Origin of the sequence: Bradyrhizobium sp., assembly GCF_050014615.1 — a bacterium.
Classification (GTDB): Bacteria; Pseudomonadota; Alphaproteobacteria; order Rhizobiales; family Xanthobacteraceae; genus Bradyrhizobium.
The window spans coordinates 1-26,261 of record NZ_JBEKCZ010000108.1; the positions used below are offsets into that span (position 1 = coordinate 1).

A 26,261-nucleotide genomic window follows, 5' to 3' on the forward strand; every position below is an offset into this window, starting at 1 on the left:
CCTCGTCGAACGACTTCTGCAATTCCCATGCGGACACAATCCACCGCAAGAGGCTCGCCTTGTTATACTTCTGAACGAGATGATTAGTGTTTATGCGCAGGATCGGCATATCGAACCGCTTGCATAAGCCGTCCTTCATGCTGTCCCGCAATCGCTGAACGTTCGCCTGGTGGGAGGGGCCATCAAATTCGACCACGAACACCGGATTATAGTCGCCGTCACAGGCCACAAAATCGAAATGCGCCTTCAGCGCATAGGTGTATTGCTCCTGCGTAATCCCGCTATTTTCAATCGGCAGCACGTCCGCCACGCGTACCTTTAAATAGACGACATAGCCGTAATCGTCAGCGACACTCTTCAGTTCGCCATGCGCCTTCTCCTCTTGCCGATTCACAAGCCTCTTGAATGGTGCCACGGCCAACTCCCGATCATACCGGAGCATTATAGCGAGTGTAGGAGCTTTTCTCACCCGAATTGGGAATAGGGCGCCGCGGCATCACGAGCTATTCTACATCCGTCATCAGTGCCGCATTGCCGCCGGCGGCGGCGGTATTGACGGTAATGGTCTGCTCGGTCGCAAAGCGTGTGAGGTAGTGCGGGCCGCCGGCCTTGGGGCCGGTGCCCGACAGGCCATGGCCGCCGAACGGCTGCACGCCGACCACCGCCCCGATCATGCTGCGATTGACATAGATATTGCCGGTCGAAAGCCGGTCGGCCACGGCCTCGATTGTATCGTCGATCCGCGAGTGAAGGCCGAGCGTCAGCCCGTAGCCGGAGCGTTCGATCGATTGCAGTACGCGACCGAGCTGCTCGGCGCCGTAGCGCACCACATGCAGCACCGGGCCGAATATTTCCTGCGTCAGCTGACCGGCGTCGGACAGCTCAAAAATATGCGGCGCCACATATTGGCCTGACGGCGCGATACCTGCGAAATGCACGCGGGCGTCGTTTTTCATCTGCGCGATATGCGCCTCGAGCCGCTGTTTGGCGTCGGCGTCGATCACAGGTCCGATCTGAATCGCGGGATCGCGGACATCGCCGATCGCGAGTTCGCGCGCGGCGCCCGCGATCATCTCGATCATGCGGTTGGCGACGTCGTCCTGAACGAACAGCAGGCGCAGCGCCGAGCAGCGCTGGCCGGCGGAGCGAAACGCCGAGGTCACGACATCGTCGGCGACCTGCTCGGGTAATGCGGTGGCGTCGACGATCATCGCATTGATGCCGCCGGTTTCGGCGATCAGCGGCACGATCGGGCCATCCTTGGCGGCCAGCGCGCGGTTGATCGATCGCGCGACCTCGGTCGAGCCGGTGAAAACGACGCCCGCAACGTCGGGATGGGCGATCAGGGCCGCGCCGATACGGCCATCGCCGGGCAACAGATGCAGCGCGGAGGCAGGCACGCCGGCCTCATGCAGCAGCGCAATAGCCTGCGCCGCGATCAACGGTGTCTGTTCGGCGGGTTTTGCTACTACCGCGTTGCCGGCCATCAGCGCCGCGGTGACCTGCCCCAGAAAAATCGCCAGCGGGAAGTTCCACGGCGATATCGCGATGAAGACGCCGCGGCCGCGCAGCCGCAGCACATTGCTCTCGCCGGTCGGGCCCGGCATGGTTTGTTCCGCGCCGAACAGCTCGCGGCCTTGCGCGGCATAATAGCGGCAGAAATCGACGGCCTCGCGGACTTCCGAAAGCGCGTCATCGAGGGTCTTGCCGCCCTCGCGTTGCAACAGCGCGATGAAACGCGCGGCGCGGTGCTCCAGCAGGTCCGCGGCTTGCTCCAGAATTTCCGCGCGCGTCTGCGCAGGCGTTCGGCTCCAGCCCTTGAAGCCTTCGCGCGCGGCCGCCATCGCCGGGGTCACATCGTCCGGCGTCGCATCGACGACGCTCCCAGCCACCATGGTCTGGTCGATCGGGCTGATGATGGGCCGCGCTTCGCCGCTGCCAGTCTGGCCGTTGACGACAGGTGCGGCCGCAACCGGGGCGGTTTCCGCTGATATCGCGGCCAGCAATTGGTCCAATGCCCTGCGCTCGCCGATTTCGATGCCGCGCGAGTTTTGCCGTTGCGGTCGATAGAGGTCGCGGGGCAGGCGGATGTTGGGATGCAAGGCGTTTTCGGCGCTGCCGATGATCTCGGCCGGGCGCCGCAGCAGCGTTGCGACCGGCACGGTGTCATCGGCCGCGAGCGCCACGAAGGAGGAATTGGCGCCGTTTTCCAGGAGGCGCCGCACCAGATAGGCCAGGAGATCGCGGTGACTGCCGACCGGTGCATAGGTCCGGCAGGCCAGTTTCGGATGATCTTTGCCCAATTGCGCATAGAGCGCCTCGCCCATGCCGTGCAGGCGCTGGAACTCGAATCCATCTTCACTGCCAGCCAGTTCGAGAACCGTCGCGACCGTCAGCGCATTGTGGGTCGCAAATTGCGGGAAAATATTGGGCCGCAACGCCAGCATCTGTCGCGCGCAGGCCACGTAATTGAGGTCGGTCATCGCCTTGCGGCTGAACACCGGATAGCCGTCAAGGCCGCGCTCCTGCGCGCGCTTGATCTCGGTGTCCCAATAGGCGCCTTTGACAAGGCGAATCATCATGCGTCGGTTCAGCGCGCGCGAGAGCGCATCGATATGGTCGATCACTTCACTGGCGCGCTTCTGATAGGCCTGTATCGCCAATCCAAAACCGTCCCAGCCGTTGAGCGATGCGTCACCGAGCGCGGCGGCGATCACCTCCAGCGACAGTTCCAGCCGGTCGGCTTCCTCGGCATCGACCGTGAAATTCAGATCATGGGCCCGGGCCCGGCGTGCCAGATCGACCAGCCGCGGCACCAGCTCCGTCATGACCCGCTGTCGTCCCAGCGCCTCGAACCGCGGATGCAGGGCCGAGAGTTTGACGGAGATGCCGGGCCGGTCGGGCAGTGGCCGTTCGCCGGCGGCGCGGCCGATGGCCTCGATCGCGCTGGCGTAGGAATTGAAATAGCGCGTTGCATCGGCCGCGGTGCGCGCGCCTTCGCCGAGCATGTCGAAGGAATAGCGCGCGGCTCCCTTCGAATGCGCCTCCGCGCGCGCCAGCGCGGCTTCGATGGTTTCGCCGAGCACAAAGTGGCTTCCCATCAGCCGCATGGCCTGCCGTGTCGCGGCGCGTACCGCCGGAACGCCCAGACGTTTCGCCAGCCGCCCGATCGTGCCTTGCGGGGTCTCGCCCGGCTGAATCACGCGCGCCGACATCCCCAGCGCCCAGGCCGACGCATTGACCAGGAACGCGCTGGATTTGGTCTCGTGGTGCACGAAGTCGCCTTCGCCGAGTCTGTCCTCGATGAACCGGTCGGCGGTGCGGGCGTCGGGTACCCGCAGCAGCGCCTCCGCGAGCACCATCAGCGCGAGGCCCTCCTTGGTGGACAGCGCGAACTCGCGCAGCATGTCCTCGACACCGCCGAGCCGGTCGTCGTTGGCGCGAATAGCGCCGATCAGGCGCGTGGCGGTGCGGTCGATCCGCTGGTCCTGTTCCGCGCTGAAGTTCGCGGTCGCAAGCAGCCGGGCCGCTATCGCGCGGTCGTCCGGCGCGTAGGGTGCGGTGAACCGCGGTACGGAGGCGGGATCGGATTTCATGGCATGCCCTGGCGCATGATCCGCCAAAGCTTACGCCCGGGCGCGGCCTGAGGGTATCACCGGTTTGGCGCGGGAATTATGCGCTGTTGATAATTCGAACCGCGCGCAAAACCATGCCGCGCGGCGCGTTGCCGCCGTCGGATGTCATGACAGGTGTGAAATGGATCAAAATAATCGACAAAATAATCAAGAGGTCGAACCAGCGCGTTCTGCGCCGATTCAAATATGTGCAAGAGCGGTTTCCACTCTTGCCAGTTGAGTTTTGTTTTTTGAGATCTTGTTGGAAGCCCCACTCCCGGATTGCGTCCGAGAGTGCGCCGCTATCGACCGCGCTCTCGCATCAAACCTTGAGGTTCTCGGCAGAGGTCTTGCCACGATTAGCAACTTCTTCGTATTCGACCGTCTGTCCTTCGTTGAGCGAGGAAAGGCCAGCTTTCTCGACCGCCGAAATATGAACAAAAACATCCTTGCCGCCGCTCGAGGGCTGGATGAATCCAAAACCCTTGGTCGCGTTGAACCACTTCACAGTACCTTTAGCCATCACGTCGTCTCCGCGGGATCAAAAAACGAAAGCGAACTGCCGGTCCCCGCACACCGGCATGTCCGATGGGCGCACGATACGCGGTATGGGGCGCGCTTGATAGCTCAAACGACATCAGGATTCTGGCGGAAAACGATCATTATCGCGGCGCATTTACAGTTTTTGCCTGTTTCGCGATCATTTAGCTTGTCCGGCGCTGGGGAAGCGCGGGTATTCCGGTCCCGCCGATGGCGGCCCGATGGCTCAATTTAGAGTCAAAATCGGGGATCGTGGGACGCTGAAGCGCATCGGCCGACGCGCCGCGATCCCGGACAGCTATCCGGGATAGCGATGCTATCCGGGATAGCGATCGCCGGCCAATAAGGCCCGGTCGGCGACCTCCAGCGACGGCTTTCGAAATGCCGGGCCTGAAAATGGGCGATCCTGTCGCTTCGACCATGAGATGTAACAGGCGACGAGGGTCAGGATGGCGAGGCCGAGAACGCTCACGGAAATCTGTGCCGGCAGCGAACCCGAACTCGTCATCAAGGCAAGACGGCCGGCAAAGGACAGGAAGACGCCGACGCAAAACACCGAAAGCGATTGCTGGCCGCAGATGATGAGCGGCTGCAGGACCGGCCATCGCAGTCCGCGCCAGTCCTTCGACAGCAACCGCGTCACCAGGAATGCGATGACGACGAAATGCAAAACGCGATAGGGCGCGAGATTTGTCCTGTCGTTGGGATTGAACAGGTCGAACAACCAGCCTGGGAACATGTTTCCGAATTCCGGGAAACGCCCCGCCATCGTCATCACAAGCGCAAAGGCCAGATAGGCGATTCCGAGAACAGCGGGGATCGGCGACTTGAGGGCGGACCAGCGTTGCCCGATGCCGCCGCGCGCGCACCAGGCGCCAAACACAAAAAGCAGTTGCCAGCAGAACGGATTGAAAAGCCAGACGCCATCGGGATAGGACGACAAGCTCCATTCGAATTGGCGCGCGGCAACATAGAGCGCGACGGATCCGGCCATCGTCAGGCCGGGCTTGCGCAGCAACATCCACAGCACCAAGGGGAAGCACGCCATCAACAGCACGTAGAGTTGCAGCGCGTCGAGGTTCAGCGCCCTGGATTGCAGCAGCAGCCCGTGACCGATGATGCGGATCGGCTGGTCGACCAATCCTGCGATGTTGAATTCGTAGAAGATGTCGGGCGCGGCGTATCGTGCCGCGACGTCCCCGATCGTGACAATATAGATCGCGAACAGGACGATATAGGCGGCGTAGAGCTGCCACGCGCGCTTGAACACCCTGGTTGCGCCGACGACCGTGCCGCGCTCCAGCATGATGGGGGCGTAGGCGATCGATGCGCTATAGCCGGCGATGAATATGAACGCATCGGCAGCGCCGCTGAATCCGAAATTCCTGATGGTGATCCAGCTCACAATGTCGTGGGGAATGTGATCCAGAAACAGCGACCAGTTCGCAATTCCAAGAAACAGATCGAGTCTGACGTCGCGCGCGTTTGGCGCGAGATGGGCTTTAATATTCATGGCAGTTGTTTCGTAGTTCGGAAAATGTCGTCGGAATCAAGCTTCCGGTGAATACAACCCATATAATGCAGGCGGGTTTACAACCCCAATAGACTTTACGTGAGTCGCGCGTTACCGCGCCTCGTGTGCGTTGATTTGGATGATTATGGCAATCGAAATCTTAACGTGCCCCCCGCATCGACGCCTGATGCGCAACGCAGCCATGCGAGGAAGCATTGCGATCGTCATCGCAATCGTTAATTCGGGAACAATTGGCCTGGCTCGCTTGCGATCGGCTTAGGCTCGGCTATCCGCGCCGAGATGAAAGCTTCGTCATGTCGGGATTTGTTCGGAACAACCGGGCCAGCGTCCCGTTGCTCCTCCATGTTCAATTGATCGATGGAGGAATGATATGACGAAATTCAAAACTTTAGGCGCGATTTGTCTCGCAGTTGCACTTGCGGCGGCATCGCCGGCACTCGCAGCCGGCGGTCATGGGGGCGCAGGTTTCCATGGTGGTGGCGGCGCTCATTTCGCGGGCGGCGGCTCTCGCGGTGGTGGCTATCGTGGCGGCGGCGTCGGCCCCGGGATTGCGGCAGGCCTGATCGGAGGCGCGGTGCTGGGTGGAGCTTATGGTTACTATGGCGCCCCTGACTACGGCGATTCCTATGGCTACTACAACGGTTACGACAACGGTCCTGGCTACGACAACGGCCCTGGCTACGGTACCGGTAACTAACAGCCGCCGGCACATTTGCAGGCACATTTGTAGGTAGCAAACCTGCCGACAGAAAAAAGAAACTCCGGTCACCCACAAGGCGGCCGGAGTTTTTTGATTCAGGTTTTTTTGATTCAGGCAACGTCCGGATCACTCGCAGATGTTGAAGGTGCGCAGGCGATAGCCGTACGGGGTGAACACGCGGCGCGTCACATAGCATCCGCCGTCGTCATAGCCGACGCCACCGACGTAGCCGACACCACCGAAGTGGTGGAAGCCATGGAAGCCACCGAAGTGGTGGAAGCCACCGAAGCCACCGAAACCCATGTGGGCGGAAGCGGCGGAGGGAGCCAGCGCCACGGCGCTGAGGGAAGCTGCGGCGACAAGTGCGAGAGTGAGTTTGCGTAACATGGTCGTTCTCCTCAAATGTGCGCCTTGAAATGTATTTCTTGGCGCGGGTTGATCGTTTCAGTCCTACCCATCGCACATCAGTCGCACGGCCCAGGAGCGGGGTTCGGGACAATTTGCTGAATGGCTGTTCAGGTGTGTGCTACGTCACACATCGACGCCGTGCCGGCGCTAGACCGCTTCGGTCAGCGCCGACAGCGTCTGCGTGCTCGCGACAATGCGGACCATCATCGGTTCGCTGCGGCCGCGGATTTCGACTTCCTGCTGCGGCAGAGCGTCGGCCGGATAGCCGGCGGTCTTGCGAACCTCTTCCGAGACGATGGCCTCGCATCCGAGGTTCTTGGTCATGTCCTGCAGTCTTGCCGCGACATTGACCGCGTCGCCGAGCGCGGTGAATACCATGTGATCGCGGTAACCGATGTCGCCGACGATCACTTCGCCGCCGTGAATGCCGATGCCGAAGCGGATCGGCTCGCGCAGATCGTGTTTGAGAAATTGATTCAACTCGGCGACATTGGCGCCGATCATGGCTGCGGCCTTGAGCGCCTGCTGGCAGGCGTGTTGCCGGTTGGTGCGAAGACCGAACAGCGCCAATTGTCCATCACCGAGAAACTGGTTGGGCTGGCCGCCGCATTCGATCACGGCCTGCGATACCGCGGCCAGGAAACGGTTGACGATGAAGACGGTGTCGAACGGCAACCGGTTCTCCGCGAGCCTGGTCGAACTGCGCATATCGACGAACATGATGACGAGATAGCGCTCCTCGCCGATGTGCGAAGGCGCCGACGTGCCGCTGGCGGCGGTATGCGGCAGAAATATCTGGAAGAACGACAGATCGGCCTCGGGCCTGAGCTGGCAGGCGAGGCGGATCGCCGGATCTGAATCGGTCCCGACGCGGTCGAGCACGAAGCTCTCCCGCTGGGAGGGTTCCGGCAGCGATGTGCAGTCCCCGATCACGCGAATGCGGCAGGTGGAGCAGCGGGCGCGCCCGCCGCAGACGCTGGCATGCGGGACCCGGTGGCGCAGGCTCGCCTCGAGCACGCTGAGGCCTTTCGGCACCCGTATGGTCCTGCCATTGCCGTAGGACAGCGTGATCATGCCGCGGCGGCGTTCGTTGAGGGCGCGCGCGCCGCGTGCCACCAGGGCCAATCCGATCAGGCCGAGATAGCCGATCATGAAATAGCCCACGATGTTGTCCAGCATGGCTTGTTCGGCCGGCGTGCCGACATTGCGCTGCGAAAGATTTGCCGTCCTCCATTCGGCGCTGGCGCCTTCCCGGACGATGGTCCGGCCGCCCTGATAGAGACCGAGCATCGCCAGCGTCGGAACCAGCACCGCCGCGGCAAGCCAAAATGGTGCAGTGCGTTTGAAGAACGCCTTCATCCGCAGCCAGAAATAAAGCCCGATGCAGCCGTGAATCCAGGCGACGATCAGGAGCGCAAGCAGCAGCCACATTTTGGGCCGCGCGACCACCCAATCCGCGTAAAACACCTGCGGGTAGAGCTTTTCTATTCCGAAAAGCGCCTGAGCGACCCGAACGCCGACAAGGTGGGCGATGACCAGCGCCGGGATGCTCAAACCGAGCAGGAGCTGCAGCGGCTCCATGGCCTTCCAGTGAAATTGCCGGCGCTGATAGAGCGCCCAGATCCCGAGACCGGCGTGAGTCAGTGCGGCGCCGTAAAACACCATCCCGACCGGGGGAAATTGCCAGAACAGGATGTGGTAATGCACGCCGACGGCAAGGGCTTCCAGCGAAATATTGCCGAGCGCGTGGTTGAGGAAATGGCTGACCAGATAGGTAAACAGCACCAGCCCGCAGCCGAGACGGACCTGACGGGCGCTGATGCCGCGAATGAATTTTCCGTAGTCGACCCGGGAGTGTTCGGTCATGCGATTCCGTCGAATAATACAATTTTAATTCCGCGAGCGACCATCTTTCCTCAGCCCATCGGGGATTAAGGGGCCGACGATCAAGACGGTTAAAACGTCTTAAGTTGACACCTCCCGGCGAGTCGAGGAGAAAGCCTCGTGACGATTGCAGCGCCCGATTGCAGCCTCCCCAAGCCGGCCAGTTCTGCGCTTCGGCCATTGCTTGCCGTAGCCGCGCTGATCGCGGCGCTGACGGCGTTGCGGATGACTTACGCAAGCCTGATCGATCTGCGTACCGACGAGGCCTATTACTGGACCTGGTCGAAGGAGAATGTGCTCTGCTTCCTCGATCACCCGCCGATGATCGCCTGGTTCATTCGTTTCGGCACTGCGATATTCGGCGATACCAATCTCGGGGTCCGGTTTGCCGGCATCCTGGCGATGCTGGTCACCCAACTGCTGCTTGCCGATATGGTCCGGCGCGTGACGCATGACCTGCGCGCGGTGGTGATCGTCCTGCTGTTGCCGGAAGCGGCGCTCTATTACGGCCTGCTGATGGCCAAGGTCTCGCCGGATGTCGCGCTGATCCCGTTTGCCACCGCCATGGTATGGGCGCTGGTCCGGCTTTGGGAAAGCAACGATGCGCGCTGGTGGCTGGCCGCGGGCGCGTTCGGCGGGCTGGCGCTGCTGTCGAAATTCACCGCGGTGATGCTGATCCCGGCCTTGCTGGCATTCATGCTGGTGCCGGACTGGCGCTGGCGCTGGCTGCGCAGCCCTTATCCTTGGGCAGCGGCGCTGATCGCGGTAGCGCTGTTCACGCCGGTCCTGATCTGGAATGCCGGGCATGACTGGGCGTCGTTCCGATTCCAGTTCGTGCGCGCGACCGCGACCCATGGATGGTCGCTTCGCACCGTGGGCGATTTCATCGGCCTGCAGTTCGGGCTGGTCGGATTCATCTCGCTTCCGGTGGTATTGTCGGCGCTCGCGCTGACGGCATGGCGGGGCTATCGCCGGTCCGATGCGACAGCCATTTTGCTGTCGACCTGCGTGATCGTTCCGTTCGGCTATTTCTTCTGGCGATCGCTGACGCTGCGGGTCGGCGACACCTGGCCGATGTTCATGTGGCCGGTCGGATTTGCCGCCGCCGCCATCAATATCACCATGCTGCAGCGCGAGGGCCGGCCGGCGGCGATGATCAGATCGGCGGTGTCGTGGTCGGTCGCGGCGATTGCCTCCGGTATCGCCTTTGTGGTGGTGGTTTTTTTCTATTATGTCGTGACGCCGTGGAACTTCATCGGCAGCGCGGACCCGGTCGGCGGAGAAGCGAATTACGAGCAGGTCGTGAACCGCGCGCAGGTCGAATTGCAGAACACCGGCGCGACCTGGATCGCGACCACGGACTACCGGACCTACGCCATGTTGCGATGGTTTTTCGCAGATCGCGTGCCGGTGATCCAGATCAACGAGCGCGGGCGCTATCTCGGCTTTCGCGACCCCGGTATGGATTTGATCAAGGGTCACGCCGGCCTCTATGTCGGACGCGAGCCCGACAATCGCAGCTCCAATCCATTCTGGGCTTCGACGACGGCGATCAGGGAGCCGCTGGAACGGGTCCAACGCAGCTGGCGCGGCAGCGTGATGGATACCTATGCGCTGGAAAAACTGACCGGCTGGACGCCGGAACTCTCGCCGCCGCCGGATTCGCCGCTCTATAAATGGCGGGTGCTGGCGGGCGAGGTGGAAATGCCGCGGGATGGCCAAAGCTTCGTCATGACAGCCTCGGTTCGATAATCACCCCTCAGCGTCGCGCTTGAGCAGCAGGTCCTTGGCGAGATCGCCGAGCGCCGGCCGCGGCAAAGCGGTGAACGGCAGCGGGCGGGTGACGTCGATGGCGGCAAGGCCAAGCCGCGCGGTGAGCAGGCCATTGAGAACGCCTTCGCCGAGCCGCTGCGACAATTTTGCCGCGAGACCATGGCCGAGCACCTGCTGGATCAGGCTGTCACTCGCCGCCATGCCGCCGGTGATGGCGATATGGGCGATGACATGACGCATCAGCCGGATCATGCCGAGCGCGCCCGGCCGTCCGCCGTAGAGCCGCGCCAATTGCCGGATCAGGCGCAGCGACGCGGCGAATACGAACAGCACGTCGACCACGGCGCGCGGACTGACGGCGGTGACGATCGAGACCCGTTGCGCCGCCGACGAAATCAGGCGGCGCGCCTCCTGATCGAGCGGTGTCATCAGTTCTCGTTCCGCAAGGCGAATGAGGTCGGCGCCGTCGATGATATCGTCGGCGTGGCCTGTCAGCGTGGCGCGGGCGCGCGCCAGCTGCGGATTCTGGTGGGCCAGCTTCAGCAGATCCTGCAGGATCGCGCGGCTCTCGGGGCGATCATCGCTCAGCAGCACCATCGCCGCGCGCTGATGCAGCTTCTCGATGGTGGCCAGACGCGCCAGCCCGAGCGCCTCGCGCGCGATCACGACGGCCAGCGCCAGCGCGGCGGCGAACGCGAACCCCAGTCCGAGCCAGCCGAGGCTCTCGCTGCGCGCGAACAGGTCCTCGATCAGATGCGCGATACCAAGCCCGGTGCCGAGCAGCACCAGGCCCGCGATCGCGGTCCAGAACACCGCGCCCCAGCGGAATCCGCGTTGGATCGGGAGGATCGGCGCCTCGACCGGGACCGGCAGCAGCGCGGGGTCGGTTTCCGGCGTGACATGGACCGTACCGCGGGATGGACGGCTGGTGTCATCCGGATCCATCACGATCACGCCGGGATCGTCGAGCTTGAAGGTCGCCGGCCGCCGATGCTGAGGGCGCTCGCTCATTGCAATTTGTCTCCGATCAGGAACTGGAGGGCGCGGTCAAGGCGGATGTGAGGCAGCGCGGGGCCATCCGGTCCCTCATTCTCGAGCTGCGGCGGCCGGAAACGCAGAAAGCGAAAGTCGGCTTTTTCGGCCGCGGCGCTGGAGAGGCCACGAAACGCGGTTTCGCCGTTGAACAATTGCTCGGGATTATCAGGCAGATCGCCCGGAAAGGTCGCGACCTCGGTATTGCCGTCGAAGGTCTCGCCATTGGCGATCTCGCCTGACGCCGGCGTGCCGAGAATCGAGGGCAGTTTTTCGCGGCCGCGCGCCACCGTCGCCTCGCGGGTGGCGCGGACCGCGGCCAGGGCGACCACGTCGATATTGGCGCCGGTGTCCTGCGCCCTTGCGACCGCGCTGGCGACGGCGCGCCGCAACACTGCCTCGAGACGATCATGGCTTGAATGATGCAAATGATCGGCCTTGGTGGCGGCAAATAATATCCGGTCGATCTTCGGCCTGAACAGCGCGCTGAACAGCGTGCTGCGGCCGATCCGAAAGCAGTCCAGGATTCCCGCCAGCGCCGCCTCGAGGTCGGCCAGCGCCTCCGGCCCGGCGTTGAACGCCGCGAGCGCATCGACCAGCACGATCTGGCGATCCAGTCTCGAGAAATGATCCCTGAAGAACGGCCGGACCACCACGTCCTTATAGGCCTCGTAACGCCGGACCATCATCGCCCACAGCGATCCCTCCGGCGCCACGCTGTCTTCCAAGTTGTTCTGGGACAGATCGAGCGGCGCGAAGGTCAGCGCCGGGGAGCCCGCGAGATTGCCCGGCATCAGGAAACGGCCGGGCGGCAGCAGGCTCATCGCGAAGCGCTCGTCGCGGCAGGCGCGCAGATAATCGGTGAACAGCCGCGCCGCCGACAGCGCGGCCTGTTCGTCTTCGCGGCCTTCGGCATTGAGCGTCGCCAACTGCGCGTGCCAGGACGCGGCGAGCTTCGCGCGAGGCTGCTCGCGCGACAGCGCGAGACTTTCCTGCGACCATTGCTGGTAACTCTTGTTGAGCAGCGGCAGATCGAGCAGCCATTCGCCGGGATAGTCGACGATATCGAGCGTCAGCGTGCGGTCGGCGCCGTTCTGCCGCTGGTAGTCGATCACGAGCCGTAGCTCGCTGATATCGACCGTGGAGTTCGGCCAGCGCCGCGCGTCGATCAGGGTGCGGACATGGTTCTCATAGTCGAAACGCGGCACCGCATCGTCCGGCTGCGGCTCAAGCCGGGCGCGTGCGATCCTGCCGGTCGCGAACGGCTCGAACACCGGAAAGCGGCCGCCGCGGGTGAGGCCATGAATCAGCGCGGTGATGAAGACGGTCTTGCCGGCGCGCGACAGCCCGGTGACGCCAAGCCGCACTGTCGGATTGAAAAAGTGGTCGCCATAGTCTGTGAGTGCTCGCACCGTCAGGCGCGCTTCCTCGACGATATCGGAAAAACGGAGGGCCATGCGGGGTGAAAAACTCGATTTACAGGGACAATTAGCTGCAGAACTAACCGAAAGGTGGCGATTTGCCCCCCAAAATCAAGTTTCACATTAAGGACGCTATTGGGGTTTTATGGTTCATTGACCTCCTGGCGTTATCTTGTAGCGCCATTTCGATGCTTGCCGGGCCATCATGACCATCTTTCGACTGAAGCAACTCGCCTCGACCTCGGCCCATGCGGCGGCTGGCGCCATCCGCTGGAATTACGATCGGGCCGAACTGATCGCCGACGGCATCGTGCACGGGATCGGCGTGTTGAGCGGCTTGATCGCCGCCACCGTACTAATCGTGCTGGCCGCCGTATTCGCCTCCGCCTATGAAATCGTCACGGTGTCAGTCTACGCCGCGGGCCTGCTGGCGATGCTGGGATTCTCGGCCGCCTATAATCTGTGGCCGGTGTCGCGGCGCAAATGGCTGCTGCGCCGCTTCGATCATTCCGCGATCTACATTCTGATCGCCGCGACCTATACGCCGGTGTTTGCCCAATTGCAGGACCGCGTGTTTGCGATGTCGCTGTTGGCCGGCGTCTGGAGCGTGGCCGCGGTCGGGATCGTGCTGAAACTGTTTTTCCCGGGACGCTTCGACAGGTTGGCGGTGGGTCTCTATCTGGCGATGGGCTGGAGCGGGCTGATCGCCTACGATGCCGGCCTGTCCTCGTTGCCGCAGCTGGCGCTATGGTTCATCATTGCCGGAGGCTTTCTCTATAGTTTCGGGATTATCTTTCACGCATGGCATCGGCTTCGCTTCCAGAACGTGATCTGGCACAGCTTTGTGCTCCTGGGCGCGGCCTGCCATTATACCGCCGTGCTCGATCTGGTTCTGGCCTGAAGCTGATTTCACACAACAGGTCTGGCGATGCAGGTGAATGACAAGATCGTGGTTGTCACCGGCGGCGCCAGCGGCATCGGCCGGGCGCTGTGCGAGGCCTTTCATCGCGCCGGGGCCGCGAAGGTCGTGGTCGCCGATCTCGATCTGGCCGGGGCGGAAGCGGTCGCGGCTTCGGTTCACGGCGCGGCCTTCAAATGCGATGTCGGGCAGGAGCAGGACATCCGCCATGTCATCGAGGAGACCGAGCGGCAATTCGGCCCGATCGCGCTGTTCTGCTCCAATGCCGGCATCATCGGCGGGTTCGATCCGATGTCGGAGAATGCCGGCGGCAGCTCCGACGAGCCGTGGGCGAAGAGCTGGGCCATCCACGTCATGGCGCATGTCTACGCCGCGCGGCATCTGGTCCCGCGCATGAAGGCGCGCGGCGGCGGCTATTTCCTCAACACGATTTCCGCCGCCGGTCTGTTGTCGCAGGTCGGCAGCCCGGCCTATTCGACCACCAAACACGCCGCGGTGGGATTTGCCGAGAATCTCGCGATCTCGCACCGGGCCGACGGCATCAAGGTTTCGATACTTTGTCCGCAGGGTGTCGACACCAACATGCTGCGGTCGATCCCGAAGGGCCCGCAATCCGGCGACGGCGATATCAGCCCCGAGCAGGTGGCGAAGGATGCGCTGGCCGGTCTGGAGCAGGAAACCTTCGTCATTTTGCCGCATCCGCAAGTGCTCGGTTACATGCGAAACAAGACCGAGAATTACGATCGCTGGATAGCGGGCATGGCGAAGATTCAGGCCAGGATGCGGGAAGCCTACGGGAAGTGACGGGGCTTGATCCATTGGCTCGCCATGGCGGTCAAGCGATCGGCTGCGCTCAATCCGCTTCGGCGACGCGATCCGCCCTCAGCGCGCGCGCGTAAACAACTAATCCTTCGCGCACGGTCCGGCGCTCGGTTTCGGTCAGTCGCGCCAGTGCACTTGAAACCTGCCGTCGCGCGAAGTCCTCAATCGCAGCCAGTGTGCGCCGTCCCTGTGCGGTCAGCGATAGCGGCTTAAACCGGGCGTCCTGCGCAACGGATGTCTCTCTCAGTTCGCCGCACTCGATCAGCTTGTGGACCATGCGGCTGACGCTCGATTTCTCGAGATGCAGGAATTCGGCGATTTGCGCTGAGGTCATCGGGCCGCGGGCGCCGATTTCCACCATGGTATGCACGGCCGATGGCGGGTAGTCGGTCGCAGCGAGGGTCGCTTCCATGAAGCCGAGCTCACGAACCATCTGCCGCGAAGCGGTGCGAATATCGTCAATGAGAGGCAGGTCGATCACAGTCATCTTGACTCCGGGCTAATAGTTGTATCATACAACTATTAGCCCGTGCAACGTCGCATGCGGCCGTGACCCGGGAGTTGGGCGTGATAAGCGAGGCTTTGCCGACCGACGGATTCCTGTCCGCGCCCGCGGATCGCATGAAAGGAAAAGTCTGCCTTGTGACCGGCGGCGGCAGCGGCATCGGACGTGCGGCCGCGTTGAAGATGGCCCGGGAGGGAGCGGCGGCGGTCGTGATCGCCGGCCGGCGCGAGGCCGAGATTGAATCGACCGCCGCCGAGTGCCGGGCCTTGGGCGCGGCATCGCTTGCGCTGCGGACCGATGTCACGCGTGAGGATGAGGTCGAACGTCTCATCGCCACCGTGGTGGAACGCCATCACGGGCTCGACGTCGCATTCAACAATGCCGGCTTCCAGGAACGGCGCGCGCCGCTCGAAGCGCAGCGCAACGAGGTTTACGATGACGTATTCGACACCAATGTGCGCTCCGTCTTCCTGTGCCTTCGCCATCAGCTCCCGGTCATGTTCGCGCGCGGGCAGGGCAGGATCGTGGTCAATGCCTCCGTCAGCGGCATCAGAAATCCGAACTCCGGATTATCGCTCTATTCCGCCTCCAAGGCGGCGGTGATCTCCCTGATGCGCTCGGCGGCGATGGAGGCGGCGCCGCGCGGCGTCCGGATCAATGCGATCGCCCCGGGGCGCGTCATCACCGACATGATGATGCGCTCGGGTGTTGGAGATCTATCGAGCGTCGCGGCAGGGTTGCCGCTGCGGCGGATGGGTAACGCCGAGGAAGTCGCAGAAGCGGTTGTCTGGCTGCTTTCCGACGCCGCGTCCTATGTGGTCGGACACGTGCTGGCGGCAGATGGGGGCTTTTTGGCTTCCTGAGGAGATGAGTCCTTACTTCTTCTTCGCATAGAGCAGCGGCACCGAGGAGTCCACGATCACTTCGACCAGGCTGGTGCCGTCATGGGCGAGCGCGCGCGTGAGCGCGGGCGCGAGCTCCGAGGCCTTGCTGACGCGCACCGCGTCGCAGCCAAGCCCCTGTGCGATCTTCACAAAGTCGATGCCGGGCAGATCGAGGCCGGGGACATTGCGCACCTGCATCACCTGGCTGAACGAGCGCATCGCGCCGTAGCCGGCATTGTTGATCACCACGATGGTGAGCGGCAGCTGGCGCTGCGCCGCGGTCCACAGCGCCTGGATCGAATACATCGCCGATCCGTCGCCGATCAGGCAGACCGTCCTGATGCCGGGGCGTCCCAGCGCCATGCCGACCGCGGCCGGCAGGCTAAAGCCAAGTCCGCCGCTCGCCATGGTGTAAAAACTGTCCTGTCCGCGCATCGGCATGAATTTTTGCATCGCCGGACGATGCGAGGGCGCCTCCTCCACCATCACGGCGCCGTCGGGCATGGCCGACGAGAGCGTGTGCAGCAGGAATTCAACCGGTATCGGATCGCCCCCGACGGGAGCTGATGGCAACACCCGGGCCGCCGGCATTGCACGCTTGGTCTGAGGCAATAGCTCCAGCAACAGGGTCAGCGCCGGCTTCATGGTGGCGATGATGCTGGTGCCGACCGGTGTCGCCGCGGCCGCGGTCGGATCGTCGGTGATCTGGAAGATCGTGGTTGTACCGTCGAAGATCGAGGCGTGGCCTTCGACATGAAAGGTAAAGACCGGCGCGCCGATCACCGCCACCAGATCATGACCGCGCAGCGCGTCCGAGAGCTGCGCCGGCGAGGCATGCAGGAAGCCAGCGAATTGCGGATGCCGTTCCGGAAAACTGCAGCGCGCCGAAAAAGGACTGGCCCAGACCGCGGCGCGCGTTGTCTCGGCAAGGCGCACCATCAGCTCGACCGCCTGCGCGCGATCGACGCCGGGGCCGACCACGAAAGCAGGGCGCTGGCTCGCCGACAATGCCGCCACCAGCGTCCTGATCGCGTCGGGATCGGGGCCGATGTCCCGGCTGACGCTGCGGGCTTCTATGGCTTGCGTTTGATGGGTCCAGTCGTCGATCGGCACCGATACAAAAGTTGGTCCGCACGGCGGCTGCATCGCCACATAATAGGCGCGCGCGATCGCGGAGGGAACATCTTCGGCCCGCGCCGGCTCGATCGAGAATTTGACGTAGGGCCGCGGAAACTCCGAGGCGCGCTCGGCATAGAGAAAGGCCTGCAGCGGCAGGATGCTGCGCGCCTGCTGGCCGGCGGTGATCACCAGCGGGGTCTGGTTGCGGTGCGCGGTGTAGACATTGCCGAGCGCGTTGCCGACGCCGGCGGCGGAATGCAGGTTGACGAAGCCGGCGTTGCGGGTGGCCTGGGCATAGCCATCGGCCATTCCGATCACCGAGGCTTCCTGCAGGCCCAGCACATAGTCGATATCGTCGGGCCAGTCGCTCAGGAACGGCAATTCGGTCGAGCCGGGATTGCCGAACACTTTCTTGATGCCGAACGATCGCAGCAGATCGAGCGTGGCGTGTTTGACGCTGACGGAGGCGGTGCTGGTTTTGGGGGGCGTGCGGGACAATTGTTTACTCCGTCATTCCGGGATGGTGCGATAGCACCAGACCCGGAAGCTCGAGATTCTCCGATGTGCAATTGCACATCGGAGTTCGATGCTTTGCATCGCCCCGGAATGACGGGCTAAAGCTCACCATGAAGCGGTGCCCCGCATGGTCGGTTCGCCCTTGGCGTTGGCGGTCCACAAATCGAGCCCGGTCGAGATTTCATTGGCATTGACGCTGAACTCGCTGCCATCGAACAGCGGTTGCAGCCCGCGATACACAAACGTCGCGGGCGCCTTGCCGCCATGCAGCTTCGCCGCCAGTTCAATCAGCAGCGCCGCCTGCAGCGGGCCATGGACGATCAGGCCGGGATAGCCTTCCACCTTGGTGACGTAATCGCGGTCGTAATGGATGCGATGGCCGTTGAAGGTCAGCGCCGAATAGCGAAACAGCAGCACCGGATCGGCGAGATGCCGTTCGGAATGCTCGGCGATAGCCGGCGTGGCCGGCGGCTTTGCCGGCGTGGCATTCTGTCCGGCGGCGGGCATCTCGCGATAGACGATGTCATGGCGCTCGCGCGTCGCGACGCCGCGCGAGGTGCTGAAGACATGGTCGACCGAGACGAAGCATAGCAAACCGGTGCTGCCGGACTTCAGGTTTAGTTCCTTGATCGTCGAACTGCGCGTCACGACGTCGCCGACGCGCAGCGGCTCGATGAAGCTGATCTCGCCGCCGGCCCACATCCGGCGCGGCAACGGCACCGGCGGCAGGAAGCCGCCGCGGGTGGGGTGGCCGTCGGGGCCGACTTCCGACATCGGCACCACCGGAAGCGTCAGGCACCAATGCGCGGTGAACGGCGCGGCGTCGCCCTCCCGGGGTTTGCCGACGTCGAGAAACAACACCGAGCGCAATCCCGCCACCAGGTGTGCGGTGACGACGTCGGTTTTTTCCTCGGTGCGGCCGATCCATTGCCGCAGATGATTGACATCGATGGCTTCCGTCATGGCTGGCTCGTTGTTTTACTCGATGTTTTTGGGGAACGCTTGGACGTCCCGGAGGGTTGCTCGCCGATCGCGGGCACGGCGCCATAATGACGCGGCTGGTCGACGACAATGGCGGCGGGGGCCGGATAGGTCACCGGTCCCCTGGGCGTATCGACCTCGATGCGGCGCAGATGCGGGTGCCGCGCGAGATCCGCCATGGTGTTGACCTCGGCGAAGGCAATGTCGGCGTCCGACAGGCGCTTCAAGAGCTCGTCGCGCGTCATGGTCGCAAAGCTGTTGCCGACGGTGGTGTCGGTCAGGTGGCGATTGCGAACGCGCTCGACCATGTTGGCAAATCTGACATCGTTGGGCAGGTCGGGCTGACCCAGCACGTCGGCGCATAATTTCTTCCATTCGCGCTCGCTCTGGATCGAAATCAGGATGTCCTTGCCGTCTTTCGATCGAAACACGCCATAGGGTGCGATCGAGGGATGGGCGAGGCCCATCCGCTGCGGCGGATTGCCGGCTTCCGAGTTGAGCAGCGGCACCGCCAGCCAGTCGGCCATCACGTCGAACATCGAAATGCGGATGTCGGCGCCCTTGCCGCTGCGCGAGCGCGCGATCAAAGCTTCGAGAATCGCGGCATGCGCCGTGGCGCCGGTGGCGATATCGACGATCGACAATCCGACCCGCGAGGGCCCGTCCGGGCCGCCGGTGATCGAGGCCAATCCGCTTTCGGCCTGGATCAGCAGATCATAGGCCTTGCGGTCGGCATAGGGGCCACCGTCGCCGTAGCCGGAGATGGTGCAGGAGATCAGCGCCGGGTAATCCTTTTTCAGGCGCTCCAGCGCGAAGCCCAATTTGTCCATCGAGCCCGGCTTGAGATTCTGGATCAGCACGTCGGCGCCGGCGATCAGCGCTTCAAGCTGGCCGCGACCTTCTTTGGTGGCGAGGTCGATCACCACGGAATCCTTGCCGCGGTTGAGCCAGACGAAATAGCTGCTCTGTCCCTTGGCCGCGGCATCATAGCCGCGCGCGAAATCGCCCTCAGGCCGCTCCACCTTGATGACATGGGCGCCGGCATCGGCCAGCCGCGAACTGCAGAACGGGGCGGCGACCGCCTGTTCGACGGCGATGACGGTCAGTCCCTCAAGTGGCAGCATGTTCTGATCTCAATAGGAGCGGGGCATGCCCAATACATGCTCGGCAAGGTACGACAAAATGAGATTGGTCGAGATCGGCGCGACCTGATAGAGCCGGGTCTCGCGGAATTTGCGTTCGATGTCGTATTCTTCCGCAAAGCCAAAACCACCATGGGTCTGCACGCAGGCATTGGCGGCCTCCCAGGACGCATCGGCCGCGAGCATCTTGGCCATATTGGCTTCGGCGCCGCAATCCTGGCCGGCCTCGTATTTGCGGGTGGCTTCCTTGACCATCAATTCGGCGGCGCGCATCGCCGCATAGGCCTTGGCGATTGGAAACTGGATGCCCTGATTCTGGCCGATCGGCCGGCCGAACACGGTGCGGTCGCGGGCATAGGCGGAGGCTTTGGCGATGAACCATTTGGCGTCGCCGACGCATTCCGCCGCGATCAGAATGCGCTCGGCATTCATGCCGGACAGGATGTAGCGAAAGCCCTTGCCTTCCTCGCCGATCAGGTTCTCGGCGGGCACCCGCAAATCCGTGAAGAACACTTCGGTGGTGGAGTGGTTCATCATGGTGCGGATCGGGCTGATCGACAGCCCGTTACCCTTGGCCGCCTTCATGTCGACGATGAACACCGACAGGCCGTCGGTGCGCTTCTTGGCCTGCTCTTTCGGCGTGGTGCGCGCCAACAGGATCATCAGGTCGGAATATTCGGCGCGGCTGGTCCAGATCTTCTGGCCGTTGACGATATAGCTGTCATTGCCTTCGCGTCTGGCAAAGGTCTTCAGCGACGAGGTGTCGGTGCCGCTGGTCGGCTCGGTGACGCCGAACGCCTGCAGCCGCAATTCGCCGCTGGCGACTTTCGGCAGCCACTTGGCCTTTTGCTCGTCGCTGCCGTGCCGCAGCAGCGTGCCCATGGTGTACATCTGGGCGTGGCAGCCGCCGCCATTGCATCCGGCGCGCTGGATCTCTTCGAGGATCGCGGCCGCGGCGGACAGTTTCAGTCCGGCGCCGCCATATTCCTCGGGGATCAGGACCGAGAGGTAACCGGCCTGCGTCAGCGCATCGACAAAGGCCTGGGGATAGGCCATCTCGCGATCGAGCTTGCGCCAGTATTCACCGGGGAATTGGGCGCAGAGTTTGGCGACCGCGTCGCGGATGTCGGCATGTTCGTCTTGTTCTATCGATGTCATCGGTACTCGGCTGGCAGATCGAGGGCGCGCATGGTGGCGGTGCAGAAGGCACAGAGGGTCTCAGTGCCGTCTTTCCTGGTGAAGATCTCGACGGCGGCGACGCCGATCGAGCCCGACATTTTCAGGGTTTTGGCGCGGGCGACAAGTTCGTTGCCGTCGGCGGGAGCGAGGAAATTGACCTTGATCTCGACGGTGACCCCGATCCGCCCCTTGGGCAGGCCGGAGGTAACCGCGATACCGGCGGCCTGATCGGCCAGCGCGGTAATGACCCCACCGTGGAAATGGCCGAAGAACTGCAGGAGATCATCCCGGCGCGGCAGCGAGACCTCGGCACTCCCGGCCGCGACGGCGACAATGCGGAAGCCGGCGGCGTGGCTGAAGCCCTTGGCATTGATGGCTTCGGCGAGGCTTGGTGGATTTAACGGCGTGTTCAAGAGGCTGGTCTATTCATGGTGTGATCCGGCTCGTGATCCGGCGAATGGCAGGCACGGCGCCAACGGCGCCTTGGCTCACCGGCGATATCTGCACGGCGGGCAGGCAAAGCGCAAGCGCGCCCACCGTTACGCTGGAATGCGAACCGGCAGGGACTCGATGCCGCGCACGAAGCTGGAATACACCCGCTTCGGCTCGCCCACCACTTCGATCCGGTCGAAGCGCTTCAGCATCTCCTGCCATACGATTTTCAACTGCAGTTCGGCGAGCCGCATGCCGACGCAGCGGTGGATGCCGAAGCCGAACGACAGATGGGTGCGGGGCCGGGCGCGGTCGATGATGAAGTCGTTGGGACTCTCGATCACCTCTTCGTCGCGATTGCCGGAGACGTACCACATCACCACGCGGTCGCCCTTCTTGATGGTCTTGCCGCCCAGTTCGGTGTCGACCAGCGCGGTACGCCGCATATGCGCCAGCGGCGTCTGCCAGCGAATGACTTCCGGCACCATGGTATCGATCAGATCAGGATTGTCGCGCAGCTTCTGATACTGATCGGGGTTTTCGTTCAGCGCCAGCACCGAGCCGCTCATGGTGTTGCGGGTGGTGTCATTGCCGCCGACGATCAGCAGGATGATATTGCCCATCAGGTTGTCCGGGTCCATGTACCGCGTGGCGTCGCTGTGTGCCATCATCGAGATCAGATCGTTTCGCGGCTCGGCATTGACGCGTTCATTCCAGAGCTTGGTGAAATAGGCCGCGCATTCGTTCATCTCGGCGCGGCGCTGTTCCTCCGATTCGACGATCATGCTTTTCGGCAACGCGGTCGACACATCGGACCAGCGCGTCAGCTTGCGGCGCTCTTCCCAGGGAAAATCAAACAGCGTCGCCAGCATCTGTGTGGTCAGCTCGATCGACACCCGATCGACGAAATCGAAGGTTTCGTTGCGCGGCAAGGCGTCGAGCACCTTTCCGGCGCGCTGGCGGATCAGGATCGCGAGTTCGTCCAGATGCGCCGGCGTGAACATCGGCGACACGGTCTTGCGCTGCGGCGAATGCCGCGGCTGGTCCATCGCGATGAAGCTCGGCCAGTCGTAACCCGGCGGCACGTCCCGGATCGAGATGCCGCCGAGGCTGACATCCGAAGAGAAGATGCCGTGATTGGTATCGACATGCATGATGTCGTTGTATTTGGTGACCGACCAATAGGGTTCGATCGGCGCGTTGGTGCAGTAATGCACCGGCTCTTCCTTGCGCAGCCGCTCGAAATACGGCCACAGCGTATCGCTGCGAAACAGCTGCGGCGCGCCCGGATGGAAATCCTTCAGCGGCATGGCATAGGCGGCTTCGCGCGCGGCGCGTTGCAGCCCGTGTTGGTCGGCTCTGACTGACGTCTGGATGTTCATGGTGATCTATCCTGAAAACGAGTCAGCCGGCGATCCGCACCGGCAGCGTCTCGTAGCCCTTGACAAAACTCGAATATACCCGCCGGGGTTCCCCGACCACCTCGATATTGTCGAAGCGCTTGAGGATTTCTTCCCAGATGATCTTCAGCTGCAGCTCGGCCAGCCGGATCCCGACGCAGCGGTGAATGCCGAAACCAAAGGAGAGGTGGGTGCGCGGCCGCGCCCGGTCGATGATGAATTCGTAGGGACGATCGATGACTTCCTCGTCGCGGTTGCCCGAAACGTACCACATCACCACCTTGTCGCCCTTCCTGATCTGCTTGCCGCGGAACTCGACGTCCTCGAGCGCGGTGCGGCGCATATGCGCCAGCGGCGTCTGCCAGCGAATCACCTCCGGCACGAAGCTGTCGATCAGCGCCGGATTGTCGCGCAGCTTCCGGTACTGACCGGGATTCTTGCTTAGCGCATAGAGACTGCCCGACAAGGTGTTGCGGGTGGTGTCATTGCCACCGACGATCAGCAGGATCAGATTGCCGAGGAAATTCTTCGGGTCCATGTCACGCGTGGCGTCGCTGTGCGCCATCATCGACAGCAGGTCGCTCTTCGGCGGCTGCTGGACGCGCTCGTTCCAGAGCCTTGCGAAATAGGTCGCGCACTCCATCAGTTCGACCTGCCGGGCTTCTTCGGTCGGGACCAGGCCGTCCGGACCGGGAAGCGTGGTCGCGATGTCGGACCAGCGCGTCAGTTTGCGGCGATCCTCCCAGGGGAAATCGAACAGCACCGCGAGCATCTGCGTGGTCAGCTCGATCGAAACCTGGTCGACCCAGTCGAACACGTCGTTCTTGGGCAGATTGTCGAGGCATTCCGCCGATCGCTGGCGGATATTGATCGCGAGCTGGTCGAGATGGGTCGGCGTGAACATCGGCGCCACGGTCTTGCGCTGCGCGCTGTGGCGCGGCTGATCCATGGCGATGAAACTTTCGCGGCGCAGGTCGGAGGGGATGTCGCGGATGGTGATGCCGCCGAGCGTTGCCGCCGACGAGAACACCGCATGATTGGTCTCGATGTCCATGATGTCGTTGTACTTGGTGACCGACCAATACGGCCCGAACATGCTGTCCTTGCAGTAATGCACCGGATCTTCGCGGCGCAGCCGGTCGAAATACGGCCAGAATGTATCGGAGCGAAACAGATCGGGGTTGCCGGGATCGAATTGCTCAAGCGGAATCGCATCAGCGCGCTTGCGCGCGTCCTGCTGCAGGTTCTGATCGAGATCGATGGTCCCGTGCATCGGTCGCCTCCCTGAGAGCTCCCTCCATGGTTGATTCCGGAGGACGGTTGTTGCTTCGAATTACATCCCGTTGCGCGCGTCAGGGCAAGGGAGAGTTTTGACGTATTTTGGACACCAGCGCCGGCCGCCCGGCGGATGCCCCCTTCTCAGCCGCGGCGGCCCGTGACAAGGTTATTCGCAAAGATGAAGGCTAAGCGCGCGACCAGCGCATGATTTTACCGGAGGCGGCCCGACCATGATTCCCAACGCGCATCGGATGTTCAACTTCGATCTCGGCGAAACCGCGGATGCCATCCGCGAGACCGTGCATGATTTCTCGAGCCACGAGATTGCGCCGCGCGCCGCCGAAATCGACAGGAACAACGAGTTTCCCCGCGATCTCTGGCCGAAAATCGGCGCGCTTGGCCTGCATGGGATTACCGTCGAGGAGGAATATGGCGGCTCGGGGCTTGGCTATCTCGAGCATTGCATCGCGATGGAGGAAATCTCGCGCGCCTCCGCCGCGGTCGGCCTGTCCTACGGCGCGCATTCCAACCTGTGCGTCAATCAATTGCGACGCAACGGCAACGACGCGCAGAAGCGCAAATACCTGCCCAAGCTGATTTCCGGCGAACATGTCGGCGCGCTGGCGATGTCGGAGCCCGGCGCCGGCTCCGACGTGGTGTCGATGTCGACCCGCGCCGAGAAGAAGGGCGATCGCTACGTCATCAACGGATCCAAGATGTGGATCACCAATGGTCCGCTGGCGGAAACGCTGGTGGTGTATGCCAAGACCGATCCCGCCGCGGGTTCCCGCGGCATCACCGCCTTCATCATCGAAAAAGGCATGAAGGGATTTTCCACCGCGCAAAAGCTCGACAAGCTCGGCATGCGCGGCTCCGACACCGGAGAGCTGGTATTCGATAATTGCGAAGTGCCGGAGGAGAACGTGCTGGGCGAGGTCGGCCGCGGCGTCAACGTGCTGATGTCGGGTCTCGACTATGAACGCTCGGTGCTGGCGGCGGGACCGCTCGGGATCATGCAGGCCTGCCTCGATGTGGTGATGCCCTATGTGCACGAGCGCAAGCAGTTCGGCCAGCCGATCGGCAGTTTTCAATTGGTGCAGGGCAAGATCGCCGACATGTACACCACGATGAATGCGTCGCGCGCCTACGTCTATGCGGTGGCGAAAGCCTGCGACCGCGGCGAGACCACGCGCGAGGATTCGGCCGGCGCCATTCTCTATGCCTCCGAGAAGGCGACGCAATGCGCGCTCGATGCGATCCAGCTGCTCGGCGGCAACGGCTATATCAACGATTATCCGACCGGGCGCCTGTTGCGCGATGCCAAGCTTTATGAAATCGGCGCCGGCACCAGCGAAATCCGGCGCATGCTGATCGGCCGCGAGCTGTTCGAGAAATCCGAATAGCGTAGTCTCTCCACGCGTCGTCCCTGCGTCCGCAGGGACGACTACTCAGCCAAATCATTGACCTTGCGCACCCAGACGCGGACGTCGGCGAGCACGTCGGGCAGCACCGCCTTGACCTCCGCGACGCTCATGCCGGCCTTGATGCGCGGGTCATACAGGATGTTCAGCAGATACTGGTCGTAGACGTCGAAAAATCCCATCGACACCTTGTCGTTGAACATGGTCCAGGGCAGCGCGTTGGTATCGTTGATCGGCCCCAGCGACTGCAGCAGTTCTTCATAGGCGCAGTCGAGGAAGACGAAATCGCCCTTGTCGATGGGGAGAATCACGTCGGAATGCTCGATTTCGGAGCTCTCGTTCTTGCGAAAGCCGGACAGGCATTGCGGGTCGAGCGAACGCCTGATCTCGCGGGCGCGCTCGGCGCCGTAGAAGCGCTGCAGGGTACCAAACAGATCGCGGTCGCGCAGCAGCGTGACCACGACATTGGCGTCGTCGGCGGTTCCGGCCATGGCGATGTCGAGATGCTGGACTAGCCGGCCGATGTCGGCGACCACCTTCGCCAGTTGCGCCCGGCGATCCGGACGGCCGGCGCCTTGCGCGAACACCCGCACCGGCCCGACATATTTCCGGATCCGATCGACCCGGCCGGCCAGATGGAATTCGGCGCCGAAGGCGGTCTTGAAGAATCCGTCGATGATCTCGGCGTCGGTGAAGGTCTTCTTCTCGGCACGCTGGCGCGAGGCGATGGCGGGATTCTCGGCGGCGCGCGCCGGCG

Annotated in this window: 23 protein-coding genes; 6 read left to right on the top strand and 17 right to left on the bottom strand. The window is 63.1% G+C overall.

The genetic code is table 11. The features are described from left to right. From ABR948_RS17805 to ABR948_RS17820, 4 genes are all read right to left on the bottom strand, one after another. A partial coding sequence (locus tag ABR948_RS17805; protein WP_428120225.1) for a DUF2726 domain-containing protein occupies positions 1-415 on the bottom strand: 415 nt, incomplete at its 3' end. An 88-nt stretch (positions 416-503) separates the two neighbouring features. Continuing rightward, a complete protein-coding gene (gene putA, locus ABR948_RS17810) occupies positions 504-3,596 on the bottom strand; it encodes a bifunctional proline dehydrogenase/L-glutamate gamma-semialdehyde dehydrogenase PutA (RefSeq protein ID WP_428120227.1) in 3,093 nt (1,030 codons plus the stop codon). A 340-nt stretch (positions 3,597-3,936) separates the two neighbouring features. After that, positions 3,937-4,137, bottom strand: a complete 201-nt coding sequence (locus ABR948_RS17815) for a cold-shock protein (RefSeq protein WP_029584170.1) — start codon at positions 4,135-4,137, stop codon at positions 3,937-3,939. 333 nt (positions 4,138-4,470) lie between these two features. Then, positions 4,471-5,667, bottom strand: a complete 1,197-nt coding sequence (locus tag ABR948_RS17820) for an OpgC domain-containing protein (RefSeq protein WP_428120230.1) — start codon at positions 5,665-5,667, stop codon at positions 4,471-4,473. A gap of 391 nt (positions 5,668-6,058) precedes the next feature. Here ABR948_RS17820 and ABR948_RS17825 point away from each other — a divergent pair, with 391 nt between their 5' ends. Continuing rightward, the gene (locus tag ABR948_RS17825) at positions 6,059-6,385 is read left to right on the top strand and encodes a hypothetical protein (RefSeq protein WP_428120232.1); all 327 of its coding nucleotides are present in this window, start codon (positions 6,059-6,061) and stop codon (positions 6,383-6,385) included. A gap of 129 nt (positions 6,386-6,514) precedes the next feature. Here the strand turns inward: ABR948_RS17825 and ABR948_RS17830 are convergent, their stop codons facing one another. Together ABR948_RS17830 and ABR948_RS17835 are read right to left on the bottom strand one after the other, a co-directional pair. Next, positions 6,515-6,775 (bottom strand): hypothetical protein, encoded by a 261-nt coding sequence (locus ABR948_RS17830; RefSeq protein ID WP_428120234.1) that lies wholly within the window; start codon positions 6,773-6,775, stop codon positions 6,515-6,517. Positions 6,776-6,943: 168 nt separating this feature from the next. After that, positions 6,944-8,662, bottom strand: coding sequence for an adenylate/guanylate cyclase domain-containing protein (locus ABR948_RS17835; protein ID WP_428120236.1), 1,719 nt, complete (start codon positions 8,660-8,662; stop codon positions 6,944-6,946). 243 nt (positions 8,663-8,905) lie between these two features. On the opposite strand from ABR948_RS17835, the gene ABR948_RS17840 reads away from it, so the two are divergent. After that, a complete protein-coding gene (locus ABR948_RS17840) occupies positions 8,906-10,432 on the top strand; it encodes a glycosyltransferase family 39 protein (RefSeq protein WP_428120264.1) in 1,527 nt (508 codons plus the stop codon). Here ABR948_RS17840 and ABR948_RS17845 read toward each other — a convergent pair whose 3' ends face one another. Beyond that, a complete protein-coding gene (locus ABR948_RS17845) occupies positions 10,433-11,464 on the bottom strand; it encodes a YcjF family protein (RefSeq protein ID WP_428120238.1) in 1,032 nt (343 codons plus the stop codon). Next, positions 11,461-12,942, bottom strand: coding sequence for a YcjX family GTP-binding protein (locus ABR948_RS17850; protein WP_428120240.1), 1,482 nt, complete (start codon positions 12,940-12,942; stop codon positions 11,461-11,463). Before ABR948_RS17850 ends, ABR948_RS17845 begins: the two co-directional genes overlap by 4 nt. A gap of 169 nt (positions 12,943-13,111) precedes the next feature. On the opposite strand from ABR948_RS17850, the gene trhA reads away from it, so the two are divergent. Next, complete coding sequence (gene trhA, locus ABR948_RS17855) at positions 13,112-13,807, top strand: PAQR family membrane homeostasis protein TrhA (RefSeq protein ID WP_428120242.1); 696 nt, start codon at positions 13,112-13,114, stop codon at positions 13,805-13,807. Between the two features lie 27 nt (positions 13,808-13,834). Continuing rightward, positions 13,835-14,629, top strand: coding sequence for an SDR family oxidoreductase (locus tag ABR948_RS17860; RefSeq protein ID WP_428120244.1), 795 nt, complete (start codon positions 13,835-13,837; stop codon positions 14,627-14,629). 49 nt (positions 14,630-14,678) lie between these two features. Here the strand turns inward: ABR948_RS17860 and ABR948_RS17865 are convergent, their stop codons facing one another. Beyond that, on the bottom strand, positions 14,679-15,128 hold the full coding sequence (locus tag ABR948_RS17865) for a MarR family winged helix-turn-helix transcriptional regulator (protein WP_428120266.1): 450 nt from the start codon (positions 15,126-15,128) through the stop codon (positions 14,679-14,681). An 89-nt stretch (positions 15,129-15,217) separates the two neighbouring features. On the opposite strand from ABR948_RS17865, the gene ABR948_RS17870 reads away from it, so the two are divergent. After that, positions 15,218-16,015, top strand: a complete 798-nt coding sequence (locus tag ABR948_RS17870) for an SDR family NAD(P)-dependent oxidoreductase (RefSeq protein ID WP_428120268.1) — start codon at positions 15,218-15,220, stop codon at positions 16,013-16,015. 12 nt (positions 16,016-16,027) lie between these two features. Here the strand turns inward: ABR948_RS17870 and mdlC are convergent, their stop codons facing one another. The 7 genes from mdlC to ABR948_RS17905 all read right to left on the bottom strand — a co-directional run bounded on the left by mdlC (position 16,028) and on the right by ABR948_RS17905 (position 24,078). Next, complete coding sequence (mdlC, locus tag ABR948_RS17875) at positions 16,028-17,653, bottom strand: benzoylformate decarboxylase (protein ID WP_428120246.1); 1,626 nt, start codon at positions 17,651-17,653, stop codon at positions 16,028-16,030. A 123-nt stretch (positions 17,654-17,776) separates the two neighbouring features. After that, positions 17,777-18,634 (bottom strand): HTD2 family dehydratase, encoded by an 858-nt coding sequence (locus tag ABR948_RS17880; RefSeq protein WP_428120248.1) that lies wholly within the window; start codon positions 18,632-18,634, stop codon positions 17,777-17,779. Further along, complete coding sequence (locus ABR948_RS17885) at positions 18,631-19,776, bottom strand: CaiB/BaiF CoA transferase family protein (RefSeq protein WP_428120250.1); 1,146 nt, start codon at positions 19,774-19,776, stop codon at positions 18,631-18,633. The genes ABR948_RS17880 and ABR948_RS17885 overlap by 4 nt, the downstream gene beginning before the upstream one ends. Before the next feature lie 9 nt (positions 19,777-19,785). Beyond that, a complete protein-coding gene (locus ABR948_RS17890) occupies positions 19,786-20,952 on the bottom strand; it encodes an acyl-CoA dehydrogenase family protein (protein WP_428120252.1) in 1,167 nt (388 codons plus the stop codon). Continuing rightward, positions 20,949-21,386, bottom strand: a complete 438-nt coding sequence (locus tag ABR948_RS17895) for a PaaI family thioesterase (protein ID WP_428120254.1) — start codon at positions 21,384-21,386, stop codon at positions 20,949-20,951. Before ABR948_RS17895 ends, ABR948_RS17890 begins: the two co-directional genes overlap by 4 nt. A gap of 126 nt (positions 21,387-21,512) precedes the next feature. Further along, positions 21,513-22,787, bottom strand: a complete 1,275-nt coding sequence (locus tag ABR948_RS17900; protein WP_428120256.1) for a cytochrome P450 — start codon at positions 22,785-22,787, stop codon at positions 21,513-21,515. Between the two features lie 22 nt (positions 22,788-22,809). Continuing rightward, the gene (locus ABR948_RS17905) at positions 22,810-24,078 is read right to left on the bottom strand and encodes a cytochrome P450 (RefSeq protein ID WP_428120258.1); all 1,269 of its coding nucleotides are present in this window, start codon (positions 24,076-24,078) and stop codon (positions 22,810-22,812) included. A 235-nt stretch (positions 24,079-24,313) separates the two neighbouring features. Here ABR948_RS17905 and ABR948_RS17910 point away from each other — a divergent pair, with 235 nt between their 5' ends. Then, positions 24,314-25,486, top strand: a complete 1,173-nt coding sequence (locus tag ABR948_RS17910) for an isovaleryl-CoA dehydrogenase (RefSeq protein ID WP_428120260.1) — start codon at positions 24,314-24,316, stop codon at positions 25,484-25,486. A 41-nt stretch (positions 25,487-25,527) separates the two neighbouring features. Here the strand turns inward: ABR948_RS17910 and ABR948_RS17915 are convergent. Next, positions 25,528-26,261: DUF2927 domain-containing protein (locus tag ABR948_RS17915; RefSeq protein ID WP_428120262.1), on the bottom strand; the 734-nt coding region annotated here is incomplete at its 5' end.